General features: G+C 59.6%; 14 protein-coding genes and 2 pseudogenes. 5 read left to right on the forward strand and 11 right to left on the reverse strand.

What is annotated here, in order from left to right; genetic code table 11:
• Window positions 1-32 precede the first annotated feature (32 nt).
• The 4 genes and pseudogenes from RHM58_RS22130 to RHM58_RS22145 form a co-directional block, all read right to left on the reverse strand.
• Window positions 33-353, reverse strand: coding sequence for a YXWGXW repeat-containing protein (locus tag RHM58_RS22130; protein WP_322268195.1), 321 nt, complete (start codon window positions 351-353; stop codon window positions 33-35).
• A 333-nt stretch (window positions 354-686) separates the two neighbouring features.
• Window positions 687-1,844, reverse strand: a complete 1,158-nt coding sequence (locus RHM58_RS22135) for an MFS transporter (RefSeq protein WP_322268196.1) — start codon at window positions 1,842-1,844, stop codon at window positions 687-689.
• A 175-nt stretch (window positions 1,845-2,019) separates the two neighbouring features.
• Window positions 2,020-2,718 (reverse strand): dienelactone hydrolase family protein, encoded by a 699-nt coding sequence (locus RHM58_RS22140; RefSeq protein WP_322268197.1) that lies wholly within the window; start codon window positions 2,716-2,718, stop codon window positions 2,020-2,022.
• Between the two features lie 70 nt (window positions 2,719-2,788).
• Window positions 2,789-2,866, reverse strand: a pseudogene (locus RHM58_RS22145) (DoxX family protein); the annotation flags it as partial.
• 248 nt (window positions 2,867-3,114) lie between these two features.
• Here RHM58_RS22145 and glsB point away from each other — a divergent pair.
• The 3 genes and pseudogenes from glsB (at window position 3,115) to RHM58_RS22160 (ending at window position 5,970) form a co-directional block, all read left to right on the forward strand.
• Window positions 3,115-4,024 (forward strand): annotated as a pseudogene (gene glsB, locus RHM58_RS22150) (glutaminase B).
• 85 nt (window positions 4,025-4,109) lie between these two features.
• Entirely contained in the window at window positions 4,110-5,612 is a 1,503-nt protein-coding gene (locus RHM58_RS22155; protein WP_322268198.1) for an aldehyde dehydrogenase family protein, read from the forward strand.
• A gap of 70 nt (window positions 5,613-5,682) precedes the next feature.
• On the forward strand, window positions 5,683-5,970 hold the full coding sequence (locus RHM58_RS22160; RefSeq protein ID WP_201257549.1) for a BON domain-containing protein: 288 nt from the start codon (window positions 5,683-5,685) through the stop codon (window positions 5,968-5,970).
• A 9-nt stretch (window positions 5,971-5,979) separates the two neighbouring features.
• Here the strand turns inward: RHM58_RS22160 and RHM58_RS22165 are convergent, their stop codons facing one another.
• Window positions 5,980-6,879, reverse strand: a complete 900-nt coding sequence (locus RHM58_RS22165; protein WP_322268199.1) for a DMT family transporter — start codon at window positions 6,877-6,879, stop codon at window positions 5,980-5,982.
• 103 nt (window positions 6,880-6,982) lie between these two features.
• Here RHM58_RS22165 and RHM58_RS22170 point away from each other — a divergent pair, with 103 nt between their 5' ends.
• Window positions 6,983-8,314 (forward strand): PLP-dependent aminotransferase family protein, encoded by a 1,332-nt coding sequence (locus RHM58_RS22170; RefSeq protein ID WP_322268200.1) that lies wholly within the window; start codon window positions 6,983-6,985, stop codon window positions 8,312-8,314.
• Between the two features lie 16 nt (window positions 8,315-8,330).
• Here RHM58_RS22170 and RHM58_RS22175 read toward each other — a convergent pair whose 3' ends face one another.
• From RHM58_RS22175 to cynS, 3 genes are all read right to left on the reverse strand, one after another.
• Entirely contained in the window at window positions 8,331-8,990 is a 660-nt protein-coding gene (locus RHM58_RS22175) for a carbonic anhydrase (RefSeq protein WP_201257546.1), read from the reverse strand.
• 34 nt (window positions 8,991-9,024) lie between these two features.
• Window positions 9,025-9,267: a DUF2790 domain-containing protein gene (locus RHM58_RS22180; RefSeq protein ID WP_322268201.1), complete on the reverse strand. Its 243-nt coding sequence runs from the start codon at window positions 9,265-9,267 to the stop codon at window positions 9,025-9,027.
• Between the two features lie 72 nt (window positions 9,268-9,339).
• Window positions 9,340-9,807, reverse strand: a complete 468-nt coding sequence (gene cynS / locus RHM58_RS22185) for a cyanase (protein ID WP_133836027.1) — start codon at window positions 9,805-9,807, stop codon at window positions 9,340-9,342.
• Between the two features lie 132 nt (window positions 9,808-9,939).
• On the opposite strand from cynS, the gene cynR reads away from it, so the two are divergent.
• Entirely contained in the window at window positions 9,940-10,821 is an 882-nt protein-coding gene (gene cynR, locus RHM58_RS22190) for a transcriptional regulator CynR (protein WP_322268202.1), read from the forward strand.
• Window positions 10,822-11,018: 197 nt separating this feature from the next.
• Here cynR and RHM58_RS22195 read toward each other — a convergent pair whose 3' ends face one another.
• From RHM58_RS22195 to RHM58_RS22205, 3 genes are all read right to left on the reverse strand, one after another.
• The gene (locus tag RHM58_RS22195) at window positions 11,019-11,348 is read right to left on the reverse strand and encodes a hypothetical protein (RefSeq protein ID WP_201202847.1); all 330 of its coding nucleotides are present in this window, start codon (window positions 11,346-11,348) and stop codon (window positions 11,019-11,021) included.
• A 508-nt stretch (window positions 11,349-11,856) separates the two neighbouring features.
• Window positions 11,857-12,360: a GNAT family N-acetyltransferase gene (locus tag RHM58_RS22200; protein WP_322268203.1), complete on the reverse strand. Its 504-nt coding sequence runs from the start codon at window positions 12,358-12,360 to the stop codon at window positions 11,857-11,859.
• A gap of 47 nt (window positions 12,361-12,407) precedes the next feature.
• Window positions 12,408-13,037: a glutathione S-transferase family protein gene (locus tag RHM58_RS22205; RefSeq protein WP_322268205.1), complete on the reverse strand. Its 630-nt coding sequence runs from the start codon at window positions 13,035-13,037 to the stop codon at window positions 12,408-12,410.
• Window positions 13,038-13,067 lie beyond the last annotated feature (30 nt).

Below are 13,067 nucleotides of genomic sequence, written 5' to 3' on the forward strand. Positions count from 1 at the left end.
CCGGTTCGTCCCGTGCCGATACCCCCGTGGGATCAACGTACCCAGCGCCCTTCGATCCAGTACCAGTTCGGCCCGCGCGCTTCCCAATGACCGGGCATCCAGCGTCCGCCGTGGTGCATCCGCTGCCAATGACCGGGCGCCCAGACATAACCGCGACCGTCCCAGCGCCAGTGGCCGTTATCCCAGGCATAACCGGGACGTGCCATGGGCACCTGCTCCATGCGCACGGGCGGTGGCGCCTGGCGAATGATGATCTCGGGCTGAGCAAACACCGGCGTGCTCGCCAGCGCCGCCAGCGCCAGGGGAATGAGCAAAATCTGCCGCAACTTGATCAGGGGGTGCACAACTTTCATGACAACTCCTCAAGGCTTGCATCCGAAAGTGGATGTTGCTGATGAGTTGAACGCCGGATCAGCAAAAGATCCGTCGCACGGAATATGAAATTTTTTTCAGGTTGGGGCGCGACGGATATCGGAGGGCAACCCGTTCAATCAATAACCGCCAGCGCAGCGTTTTGTGCCGGCATTTATGATTGACCCAAGAGGAATCGACCATGTCCCGCCCTTTGAAACTGTTTGCCTGTGTAGCCGTATTCCTGACCTTGAACGGTTGCGTCTATTGGGGGCATCCGCACCGTTGCTGCTGGCGGTATGACGCTGTTGAGGTGCGTTGAGAAAGTATGGCACTCACCGACGCTTGCGGATCAGCAGTAGCAACAACGACGCGGCGGCCAGCACCGCCCCGGCGGTAAAGGTCGATTGCGAGCCTGAGGCTTGCCATAGCCAACCCGCCAGAACGCTAGCGATCAACAGGCATGCGCCGCTGACCAGATTGAACAGACCGAACGCCGTGCCCTTGAGATGGGCGGGCGCGGTGTCGGCGATCAACGTGGCAAGGATGCCTTCGCTGAACCCCATATGCAGGCCCCACAAGGCCACACCCAGCATCATCGTCATGACCGAGTTTGAGTACGCCAATACAAGGTCCGCCAGGATCAGCAGTCCCATGCCGACGCAGAGCAGTGTTGTGCGGCTGATTCGGTCTGACAGCCAACCGGCAGGGTAGGCCGACAGGGCATAGAGCAACGACATGACTACCATCACCATCGGCACCCAAGTGATCGACAGGCCTGCCCGTTGCGCTTTCAATATCAGAAAGGCTTCGCTGAAGCGGGCAAGGGTAAACAGCCCGCCAATAATGACGACCCACCAGTAACCGGATGAAAAACTTCGCAGGACGCTCCAGTGGATTGGCGAGCGGAATCGGTGTTCATCGCCAACCTGGACCGGTTCTGTTATGCCACCGACAATCAGTGCCACCGCGATGACGGCCGGAATCACGGCGAACCACAGCACGAGCTGGATTTGCCCAAGCCAAAGCATCAGCACAACTGCCAACAGCGGGCCAAGTATCGCCCCAACGGTATCCATCGACTGACGCAGACCAAAGCAGGCACCGCGGATCTCCGGCGGTGACACATCGGCGATCAAGGCATCGCGCGGAGCGCCACGAATCCCTTTACCGATGCGATCCAGAAAGCGTGCGCTGAACACCAGTTCTACAGAGTGCGCCAGTGGGAACAGCGGTTTAGACAGCGCGGCCAGTCCATAGCCGATCAACAACAGGACTTTGCGCCGGCCAATAAAGTCGCTGATGGCGCCAGAGAACACCTTGACCAGCATGGCAGTCGCTTCGGCGATGCCTTCGATCACCCCGACGGTCAAGGCGCTGGCGCCTAACGTGGTGACCAGGAATACCGGTAGCAGGCTGTGCACCAACTCGGATGACACGTCCATGAACAGACTGACAAAACCCAAGGCCCAGACCGTGCGCGGAATGGACAAGGATGGGTGTGCAGTCTTTGCGGGGGGCTGACCACGGCTAACCCTCAATGACGGGCGTTGATCAAGTAAGAGCCGCGAACGGTGGGAGCGAGCCTGCTTGCGATGACGGCGTGTCAGGCGACGTGGATCTCGACTGATGCATCGCCTTCGCGAGCAGGCTTGCTCCTGGAGGTTTTTACAGTTCCATACCCAGGAAAATCAGGGTGTTGCCGTGAGCCTCAACCGCTGCACGCTGGTTATAGCTCTCGCGGTGCGAGCAGTTGAAACCGTGCTCGGCTTCCGGATACACGACGATTTCAACGTTGTCGTTGGTGTCGAAACGCTCGGCGATTTTCTCCACGGCTTCCAGGGAGATGTGGCTGTCCGCTTCACCGAAGTGCATCAGCAACGGCACCTCGATTTCATCGGCACGGTCCAACTGGTTCTGGATGCCGCCGCCGTAATAGGCGATGGCCACGTCCACGAAACCGTTGGCGGCGGTGTGGTACGAAAGCAAGCCGCCGAAGCAGTAACCGATGGACGCGATGCCGCCATCCAGGCCCGGTTGGGCTTGCAGGGCATCGATGGCTAGCTTGATGTCGGCTTGAGCTGCATTCACGTCGGTGGCATTCATTAATTCAACCGCACGTTTCCAGCCGGCTTCGTCGTAGCCCAGCTCGATGCGCGGGCCGCTGCGCCAGAACAGATCCGGTGCAATCACCAGGTAGCCGTCGGCCGCATATTGTTCGGCGACCGAGCGGATGTGTTCGTTGACGCCGAAAATCTCCTGAATCAGCACGATCCCCGGGCCTTTTTGGGTATGGGGGATGGCCAGGTAAGCGCCGAATTTGCCTTCGGGGCTATCGATTTCGATCCATTGGGTGGTCACGCTCATGGTGGCTCCTGTCTTCGCAAGTGGGGGAGGTTGCAGCTTATTAAGTGGGTGTGTCAGTCAGTGTGACAGTGCCCTGGGCAAGTTCACCCAATGTAGACCAATCGGCTGGCCAGTGAACAGCCGCCGTTTCAACGGCCGTCACCATAACCCGGCAAAGCCCGGCACTTCCAACCACCCCAATACCAATGTGGGAGCGGGCTTGCTCGCGAAGAGGCCGGCACATGCTGCATCAATGTTGTTCTGATAGACCGTTTTCGCGAGCAGGCTCGCTCCCACAAGGGATAAGTGGTGAAGGGCGCTGCAACATTCACGAACTAAACTGTGATCTACCTCGCACCAGCGCAGTCTAGCGTCTGTGACCCCGCAATCCCATGGGGCGAGACTTCGGAACCCGGCATGCAAGCGCTGTTGAACGAGATTCTTGACGCAGTTCGTCCCCTGATCGGCCAGGGCAAGGTGGCTGACTACATTCCTGCCCTTGGCACCGTGCCGGCCAATCAACTGGGGATTGCTGTGTATGGCAATGACGGCGAGTTGTACTGCGCCGGCGACGCGCACACGCTGTTCTCGGTGCAGAGTATTTCCAAAGTGTTCAGCCTGGTGCAAGCCATCGAACACTCCGGCGAAGCGATCTGGGAACGCTTGGGCCACGAGCCATCCGGCCAGCCGTTCAACTCGCTGGTGCAGCTGGAATTCGAACGCGGCCGCCCGCGCAATCCGTTCATCAACGCCGGGGCGCTGGTGATCTGCGACATCAACCAGTCACGTTTCGACCGCGCCGGCCCTGTCGATGCGCGATTTTGTCCGGCGCTTGTCCGGCAACCCGCAAATCATGGTGGACGGCAAGGTCGCCGAATCCGAATACCAACACCGCGCTCGCAACGCCGCCATGGCGTACCTGATGCAGTCGTTCGGCAACTTCCACAATGACGTCGAAGCCGTGCTGCGCAGCTATTTCAGCCACTGCGCGCTGCGCATGAGTTGCGTGGACCTGGCGCGAGCGTTCTGCTTCCTGGCCAACGACGGTTTCTGCAAACACAGCGGCGATCAAATCCTCACCGCCCGCCAGACCCAGCAAGTCAACTCGATCATGGCCACCAGCGGTCTCTACGACGAAGCCGGTAACTTTGCTTACCGCGTCGGATTGCCCGGCAAGAGCGGTGTGGGCGGCGGGATTGTCGCGGTGGTGCCGGGGCAGTTCACAGTGTGCGTCTGGTCGCCGGAATTGAACGCCGCCGGCAACTCGCTTGCCGGGATGGCGGCGCTGGAGTTGTTGAGTCAGCGGATCGGCTGGTCGGTGTTCTAAAGCGGTGTGGGCGGGCGTCGGTAATGACGCTTCGGGAAATTTGCTATACATTTTCCGGCCGCCCACTGCATGGTGAAACTGCTTCATGTCCCTGATGCTCGAACGTCTCGTCGCTGGTACGCCGATTCCTTTTGCCGGTAACCGTGTCTCGGTGGTCAGCCCCGAATTGGCGGCACGCTTTCAGCCCGGTGACCATCTGCTGGTGGAGCAGGTCAGCGGTGAGCTGTTGCTGATCCCGGTGGTGGACCAGCAAGCGGCGGCGGTGGCGATTGAGCGCGCACAAACGGCGTTTACCGCGATGTCGGCAGTGTCGGATGAAGCCATCAGCGAGTTCTTTGATCGGTTTGCCGAGCGCCTGGAAACCCCGGCCTGCTGGGCCTTGATCGAGGCCGCCAACCTGGCCGACATCGAGCGCGCCAAGGCCCGCGGGCGTTCCACCACGCGGTTGCTGGCCGACGAACGCATGCGCCGCGACATGATCGCAGGCCTGCGTGCCTGGCGCGATGCGACGGCCACCCGTGGCAAAGTCATCAGTTGCGTCGAGCATGACGGCTGGAAAGTCGAGCAAGTGGTGTCGCCGCTGGGCATCGTCGCTTTCGTCTTCGAAGGCCGACCGAACGTCTTTGCCGACGCCGCTGGCGTACTGCGCACCGGCAACACCGCCGTGCTGCGCATTGGCAGCGATGCGTTGGGCACAGCGCAAGCCATCGTCACCCACGCCTTGAACCCGGCACTGGCTGAGGCCGGCTTGCCGGTGGGCGCGGTGTCGCTGGTTGAAAGCGTCAATCACGCGGCCGGTTGGGCGATGTTTGCTGACCGACGTTTGTCGTTGGCCGTGGCCCGGGGTTCGGGCCGGGCCGTCAGCCAACTGGGCAGCATCGCCCAACAGGCCGGCACCGCCGTCAGCCTGCACGGCACTGGCGGTGCCTGGCTGATCGCCGATAAAGACGCTGATGCCACGCGTTTTGCCGCCGTGGTGCGCAACTCGCTGGATCGCAAGGTCTGCAACACCCTGAACGTCTGCCTGATCCAGCACGACCGTGCTGCCGAACTGGTGCCGCTGTTTCTCGATGCGCTGCAACAGGCCGGCACTGCCCGTGGCCAGGGCTGCAAATTGCACATCGTCGAAGGCAGCGAGTCGTACTTGCCGAGCGATTGGCAGGGCGCCAGCGTCGAGGTCTACCGCGCCGAAGGCTACGTCACCGAACCACTGGCCGAACCGCTGGCGGAAGATCAATTGGGCCGCGAGTGGGAATGGGAAGAAACCCCGGAAGTCAGCCTGAAAATCGTCGACGACCTGGACCAGGCCATTACGTTATTCAATCGCTACAGCCCGCAATTCACCGTGTCGCTGATCAGTGAAAACGCCGAGGCTCATGAGCGTTTCTACAACGCGGTGAATGCGCCATTTGTCGGCAACGGCATCACCCGTTGGGTCGACGGCCAGTACGCGCTGAACAAGCCGGAACTGGGGCTTTCGAACTGGGAGAGCGGTCGCCTGTTCGCTCGCAGTGCGATTCTGTCGGGCGATGGCGTGTTCACCATTCGCAGCCGCATGACTCAGATAGATTTGTCAGTCAAACGCTGAACGCTCCAGCCGCAAACCACAGGCGCACTATAATTAATGTGTCTGTTTTTGCGTGACAGAGGGTTGCACCATGAAACTTCATTCCTTTGAACATTATTCTCATGACCTGGCCATGGTCGCTCACGATACATTGCTGACTGCCAAGGTGAAGTCGGCCCTGACCAAGGCCGAACCCATCTTTGGCCTGCATATCCACGTCAAAACCCATGGCGGCGAAGTGCTGCTGAGCGGCATGGTCGACACTCATCGACAAAGTGAGCAGGCAGTTGACCTGGCTCGCTCGGTTCCGGGTGTCATCGACGTCGATGCCAGTGGCTTGCGCACGCATGTGTTCAAACCGGGTAGTCCTGACGAATGAGTCAGGTGATCAGCGGGAAAACTTCCTCGCCCCGGCCACACAAAGGATCACCGCAACGGTGACCCCCAGCATGCCCAGGCTGACCTGCTCGTGCAGTAGCGTGGCGGCCAGCGCCAAGCCAAAAAACGGTTGCAGCAACTGAAGCTGGCCCACTGCGGCAATTCCGCCTTGGGCCAGCCCGCGATACCAGAAAACGAAACCGATCAGCATGCTGAACAGCGAGACATACGCCAGGCTCAGCCAGGCCGGTGTGCTGACCGTCGAAAACGACGCGGGCAGCAAAAACCAGGTCAGCGCCGCCATCACCGGCAACGACACCAGCAACGCCCAACAAATCACCTGCCAGCCGCCGAGGGTTCTGGATAGTTTTGCCCCTTCGGCATACCCGAGCCCGCAAACCACCACCGCCAGCAGCATCAGCAGGTCGCCTTTGGGCGAGGCGGTCAGTCCTTTAGAAACCGCATAACCGACCACCAGCAAACTGCCGAGGATCGAGAACAGCCAGAAGGCCCGCTTTGGTCGCTCACCACCGCGCAGTACACCAAACACCGCGGTGGCCAGCGGCAGCAGGCCGATAAAGACGATGGAGTGAGCGGAAGTCACGTATTGCAGGGCCAGCGCGGTCAACAGCGGGAACCCGAGGACCACGCCCAGCGCGACGACGATCAACGGCACAATCTGATGCCGGGCCGGGCGCTTTTCCTTGAACAGCCACAAAAGGCACAGCGCAAGGACACCGGCAATGGTCGCGCGCGCCACCGTCAGAAACACCGGGTCGAACTCCAGCACCGCCACCCGGGTGGCCGGCAGCGAGCCGCTGAAGATCACCACGCCGATCAGTCCATTAAGCCAACCGCTGCTGCCTTTTTTCGATAGCGTCGGGCTGTTCAGGTTCGAGGTACGTTCCATCGGATTCACGCTCCGGGCAAAGGGCTGATGTGGCGGGTTGCGTTAAGCGCATCCTATGACTGAGTATTAAGACAATCAAAAAATTGTCATGGATACATTCCCGATGCCGCGCTCCCGGTACAAGTCATTGGTTGACCGTTTTGCCGCCGATATCCGTTCAGGACAATTGCCGCCCGGTACACGCTTGCCGACCCACCGGCAGCTCGCGGCGACGGAAGGTCTGGCGCTGGTCACGGCCAGTCGGGTTTATGCCGAGCTGGAAGCCATGGGTTTGGTCAGCGGCGAAACCGGTCGCGGCACGTTTGTCCGGGAGACGGCGCTGCCGCCGAGTCTGGGCGTGCATCAGCCGAGTGTTGTCGCGGGGATGATGGACCTGAACTTCAACTATCCGTCGTTGCCGGGCCAGGCTGATCTGTTGCGTACGGCGTTGCGCCAGTTGGCGTTGTCCGGTGATCTGGAATCTCATCTGCGCTACCAGCCTCACGCCGGGCGTCTGCATGAACGGGCTTCGGCGGCGCGACATCTGCGTAGTCGCGGCTTGAACGTGGCGGCTGAACAGGTGCTGATTGTCAGTGGTGCCCAGCACGGGTTGGCGGTGACGATGATGGGGTTGCTGCAACCCGGCGACGTGATCGCCGCCGATGCGTTGACCTATCCGGGGTTCAAGGTCCTGGCCGAAGCGCTGCATCTGGAGGTGGTGCCGATTCCGGTCACGGACACCGGGCCTGATCTCGCCGCCCTGGAAAAACTCTGCCGAAGCCGTTCGGTCCGGGCCGTCTACAGCATGCCAACCCTGCATAACCCGTTGGGTTGGGTGATGGACGCCGATCAGCGCGAGCACCTGGTGTCGATTGCGCGCCAGCATGACCTGCTGATCATTGAAGACGCCGCTTATGCGTTTCTGGCTGAAGCGCCGCCACCTCCATTGGCTGAGTTAGCGCCCGAAAGGACGGTCTACGTGACCGGCTTATCCAAGAGTATCGCCACCGGGTTGCGTGTCGGTTTCGTCGCCGCGCCAGCGTCAAGGGTGCCGGCGCTGGAGCGCACGATCCGGGCGACGACCTGGAACACCCCCGGGGTGATGACGGCGATTGCCACGGCGTGGCTCGACGACGGTACCGTCACGCTGCTGGAAGCGCAAAAACGCGCCGATGCCCAGACCCGACAGGCCTTGGCCGACGAGGTGCTGAGCGGGCTGCGTTACGTTCGTCATCCGTCTTCTTACTTTGTGTGGCTGCCCTTGTCGGAAGAGGCAAGGGCAGATCAGATCGCCATGGCGTTGCTGCATGAGCAGGTGTCGGTGTCGACTGCCGAACCTTTTGCGACGTCAGTCCATGTCCCTCATGCTATTCGGCTAGCCCTTGGTTCGGTCGACATCAACACGCTTCGACGGGCGCTGATGAAAGTGAAGCAAGTGGTTGGGGCTTATTCATAGCGCTTTACGGTGTTGTTCAGGCGACTTGCGAGGCCTTGGCGTACACCGCGCAGGTGGTCGGATGCTCAACCAGGGAGACAAAGCTGCGGCTGTCGGCGTCCAGCGCATCGATCGAACCGGTTTCGATGTCGTACACCCAGCCGTGCAGGTTCAACTGACCTTTTTCCTGGGCCAGACGCACGCTCGGGTGAGTCTGGATGTTGGCAAGTTGGGCGATCACGTTCTCGCGCACCATCGAACTGACCTTGGCCGCTTCATTGGCGTGAGGGCGAGATTCGTTGATGACTTTCGCCGACTCCGCGTGCTGCAACCAGCCGCTGACAGCGGGCAGGTGATCCATGCATTTGCACTTGGCAACGGCGGTCATGGCGCCGCAATCCGAATGGCCGCAGATCACGATGTCGGTGACGCCGAGCACGGCGACCGCATATTCGACCGTGGCCGATACACCACCGGGATGCGGGCTGTAGGACGGGACGATGTTGCCGGCGTTGCGGATCACAAACAGTTCGCCGGGTTCTTGCTGGGTCAGCAGTTCAGGCACTACGCGGCTGTCGGAACAGGTGATGAACAAGGTGCCGGGGTGCTGGGTGGTGGCCAGGTGTTTGAACAAGTCAGTGCGTTGTGGGAAGGCTTCGTTCTGGAACTTCAAAAAACCGTCGATGAGCGCTTTCATGTTTGCTTCCTCAAAAGTGATGAACCGTGGCGACTCAGTTCGAGCAACCGGTACCGAATTCGCTGTACTGCAAAATGTGCGTAACGCCTTTGGAGTCGAGGTAGGTCATCTCCACCGGCGTCGGACCGCAAACATCGGCGACCGGGGTGATGTTCACGACCCGAGCGATGTCCAGGTCCATGCCGTACTGGTAGGCAACGGCGCCGTCCTGGGCTTGAGCCTGGGCAGCCAGGCCGGCGATCAACGACAGTGCGAAGAGAATTTTTTCATGGGGCATCCTCCAGATGAATTTGGTGAATGAAATGTTTTGGGTGGTGGGCCCGCACGTTAAGTGCGGGCCGGTACTGATTTAGAAAGGACGCAGTGGCAGGAACTTGCCGTCCAGGGTGATCACGGCGCGGGAGCCGCCTTCCGGGTCTTCGACTTTCTTCATGTCGAGCTTGAAGTTGATCGCGCTGATGATGCCGTCGCCGAACTGCTCATGAACCAGGGCTTTCAAAGTAGTGCCGTAGATCTGGATCATTTCGTGGAAACGGTAAATGGTCGGGTCGGTCGGTACACCCGACAGGCTGCCGCGCAGCGGGATGATTTGCAGACGGGCGATGCTGTCAGCGTCTAGGTCCAGCTTCTCGCCGACCACTTTGGCGGCGGCTTCCGGCAGCGGGTGCTGGCCGAGCAGGGCAGCGGTGACGTAGGCCAGGCCGAGGCCGGTGCCATCGGTCAGGTCCTGCCAGGACAGGTTTTTGCGGGCCTTGGCATCAAGGATCGAAGTGGTCAGGGCCAGACTCTGGTCGTTGTAAGCGTGGGACTGTTGCATGGTGTGACTCCTATCGGGTTGAGCTATTGGGTGGTTGCTGTGTGTGGAGCAATCTTCTGCCGATTGACTCATAGCGTCCAAGACCGATATACAATGTTGCGCATAAGTACAGCCTATAGATGGAATGTTCCCATGCTGCTCCGACATCTGCGTTACTTGATAGCGGTCGCTGATAACGGCGGCTTCACCCGCGCAGCCGAAGCGCTGCACGTTTCTCAGCCGACTCTGTCCCAGCAAATCCGCCAATTGGAAGAAACCCTGGGCGTGACCTTGTTCGACCGCACCTCGCGCACGGTCAAACCCACCGATGCGGGCGAGGCCTACATCGAATGCGCCCGACGGGTGTTGGTGGAACTGGAGGCGGGTAAGCGCGCGCTGCATGACGTGAAGGATTTGTCTCGTGGCGCTTTGCGCCTGGCCATGACGCCGACTTTCATGGCGTATCTGGTGGGGCCGCTGGTGCGCGATTACACAGCACGGTTCCCGAACATCCACCTGGAGATTTTCGAGCTGTCCATGGACGGCATCGAGGCCGGGCTGGCGGATGACTCACTGGACATCGCTATTGCCTTTACGCCAGTCAGAAACCCCGAGATCGAGTGCATCCCGGCGTTTATCGAGACGTTGGGGATTGTGGTCGGGCGTGATCATCCGCTTTACGAGAGCCAGGGTGCGCTGGCGCCGAGCGAGGTAGCGCAACTGGAGTTCGCGTTGCTGGCGCCGGAATTCATTACCCGATCGTCCATCGACGAATACTTCCGCCAACAAAGCATCACGCCCAAAGTGGTGATCGAGGTGAATTCGGTGAGCACCTTGCTGGAGGTGATTCGCCATACGGCGGTCGCGACCATTTTGCCGGAGGCGATTGCCACCGAGGATCGAGCGTTGCGCAAGATTCCATTGCAAGGTGAAGCGCCGCAGCGCGGGGCGGCGTTGTTGCGTCGTCGCAATAATTACCACAGTGCGGCGGCGCTGGCGTTTGTGGAGTTGGTGTTGGGAGCAGAGCTTTCCTAGTCACCGTCATTCAACTGTGGGAGCGAGCTTGCTCGCGATAGCGGTGGGTCAGTCGACAGTGATGTTGAAGGTGATGGCCCCTTCGCGAGCAAGCCCGCTCCCACAGGGATTTAGGGTGTTCACTAAACGTGTGTGAAAACCCATGCATAAAAAAGGGCCTTCTCCTTGATGGGAGCAGGCCCTTTTTTCAATCTTACTCAGTAGAACCGATCAATCACCCGAACTTCGTTCTGGTTCTGCATCGATGCCCACGCCTGTTTCAGAGTTTGCAGAACATTACCCATGAAGTCCTTGTCGGCTGCGGCTTTCTTGCCGACATAACCCTGGCCGCGACGGTACATCTTCAGTCGGGCCAGCAGGTCCTGGTTGTTCTGGTCGAACTCTGCTTCGTGAGCATGGGGCGACAGGCTGTCCATGTGCACCTGGCCCGACTTGCTGATCCACAGGATATGGCTGTCGTGGCTGTCTTTCTGCGCAGCGAACATACGAGCCAGTTCATCGATAGTAGGTTGATTGTTCAGATTCATATTAAGCCCCTTGACCATTTGGTGATCTTTCAAAGTTGATTCGCTAATACAGGTAGCCCATCGGTTAGTTGATCCCTGGCACCGAAACCAGGACGTCAGCGGTCAGCCGTCGAAATGACGGGGTCTCGCGTCTGTTGCATGTAGTCGTGTTGAATAACTGCTACGCAATAGCGTCACAACGAAGAGAAGCGGCGAAAACCTGGAGGCCACTGCCGACGTTTTCAGGGTCGGCCACAAGCTTCATGAGAATGTTTCGCCAGCGCTTCTCGTCTTTGTACTGGACGTTCGGGCCAGGTCAGCTTCTTCAATCTGCCTTGTGGGCAGCGTGTATCCGGGAAAAACAGCTCGGCGGTCAGACGAGCTTGCTCAAACGTGTTGCCTGTACTCCCGATCGGGGAGACGTCTGCATCATGCAAGGGCAAATCGACGGCGTCAACGGTTATGTAGTGATTATTTTTAGTCACTACATATTGTCGGACAAAGTGGTTTTGGTATTAGGAAAGGGTGTCTAGAGCCCGGTGGTTGGGCTTTCCAAGCGGTAGAACGTGCAGGGATAGCCGTCTACCGTCTGTTGCTGCGTTGTGAAATTTTCCTGCGCAAGGGCAGGGATCACCTTTGCCCAAAACAACCGCGCAGGCTGGTTCGCATCGATGTGGAAAATTTGCCATTGACCGGGGAGCTGGCTCAAGAGGGTGGATGCGACAAACTTCGCGACGCCTTGGCCACGAAAGCGTCGGCTGACAAAAAAGTAGCCGATGTTGAGATATGCGCCAGGCAGGTGGGTTTGATCATCCACCGTTACGAACCCGGCCAGCTCTCCATCAACCTTGATCAAAAACGGCCGCGTCGCCGGTTTTCGCCAGTAATCCAGCTTCGGCTGAATGTTGAACAAACCCTGTTCGCCAAGCTTCAGCGGCAGCCACTCGCTGAAGTCGTACGTGTAGAACTGCATCAGGTTTTCAATCGTCTCCAGTTCGTCGCGTTGCGCGGCGTAAAGTTCTATGAGAGGCATGGCGGGCTCCTGATTTCGCGGACCATCCCTGGCCCGCAGATGTTCACTCAGTGGGGCGCGAAGTCGTACTTGCCACCCTTTTTCAAGGCGGCGATGTAAGCCGGGCGCGCCTGGAAGCGTTCAATCCAGGCCGCTACATGAGGGTAGTCGCGAAGCTTGCCCTGGGCCCTGGCGATTTCGCCAATGAAACTCATCTGGATGTCGGCGGCGCTGAATTCATTACCCAGCAGGTAGTCGGACTGGCTCAGTGCCGTGTCGAGGTAGCTCAGGTAGTTGGCCACTTCCGAATTGATGCGCGGATGCAGCGGCGCGCCGGCTTCACCCAACTTGCCCACATAGAGATTCAGCATCATCGGCAACATCGCCGAGCCTTCGGCGAAGTGCAGCCATTGCACGTATTGATCGTAGGCGGCGGTGGATGGATCAGGTTGCAGGCGACCCTGGCCGTGACGGCGAATCAAGTAGTCGATGATCGCGGCGGACTCGATCAGCTTCTGCGAGCCATCCTCGATCACCGGCGATTTGCCCAAGGCATTGATCGCTTTCAACTCTGGCGGCGCGAGGTTGGTTTTCGGGTCGCGCTGATAGAGCTTCAGTTCGTAGGGGATGGCCAGCTCTTCCAGCAGCCAGAGGATGCGCTGGGAGCGGGAGTTGTTCAGGTGGTGGACGATGATCATGGTCGGTACCTTTTCAGAAAGTAGGGCGAT

The sequence above is a fragment of the Pseudomonas sp. 10S4 genome (assembly GCF_034344865.1).
Lineage (GTDB): Bacteria > Pseudomonadota > Gammaproteobacteria > Pseudomonadales > Pseudomonadaceae > Aquipseudomonas.

Coding starts and splice junctions, on each gene's coding strand:
- RHM58_RS22180 (WP_322268201.1), bottom strand. CDS start 9,267: ATGCCCCATGAAAAAATTCTCTTCGCACTGTCGTTGATCGCCGGCCTG.
- RHM58_RS22165 (WP_322268199.1), bottom strand. CDS start 6,879: ATGGAACGTACCTCGAACCTGAACAGCCCGACGCTATCGAAAAAAGGC.
- RHM58_RS22200 (WP_322268203.1), bottom strand. CDS start 12,360: ATGCCTCTCATAGAACTTTACGCCGCGCAACGCGACGAACTGGAGACG.
- RHM58_RS22175 (WP_201257546.1), bottom strand. CDS start 8,990: ATGAAAGCGCTCATCGACGGTTTTTTGAAGTTCCAGAACGAAGCCTTC.
- RHM58_RS22170 (WP_322268200.1), top strand. CDS start 6,983: ATGCCGCGCTCCCGGTACAAGTCATTGGTTGACCGTTTTGCCGCCGAT.
- RHM58_RS22160 (WP_201257549.1), top strand. CDS start 5,683: ATGAAACTTCATTCCTTTGAACATTATTCTCATGACCTGGCCATGGTC.
- RHM58_RS22155 (WP_322268198.1), top strand. CDS start 4,110: ATGTCCCTGATGCTCGAACGTCTCGTCGCTGGTACGCCGATTCCTTTT.
- RHM58_RS22195 (WP_201202847.1), bottom strand. CDS start 11,348: ATGAATCTGAACAATCAACCTACTATCGATGAACTGGCTCGTATGTTC.
- cynS (WP_133836027.1), bottom strand. CDS start 9,807: ATGCAACAGTCCCACGCTTACAACGACCAGAGTCTGGCCCTGACCACT.
- RHM58_RS22130 (WP_322268195.1), bottom strand. CDS start 353: ATGAAAGTTGTGCACCCCCTGATCAAGTTGCGGCAGATTTTGCTCATT.
- RHM58_RS22205 (WP_322268205.1), bottom strand. CDS start 13,037: ATGATCATCGTCCACCACCTGAACAACTCCCGCTCCCAGCGCATCCTC.
- cynR (WP_322268202.1), top strand. CDS start 9,940: ATGCTGCTCCGACATCTGCGTTACTTGATAGCGGTCGCTGATAACGGC.
- RHM58_RS22140 (WP_322268197.1), bottom strand. CDS start 2,718: ATGAGCGTGACCACCCAATGGATCGAAATCGATAGCCCCGAAGGCAAA.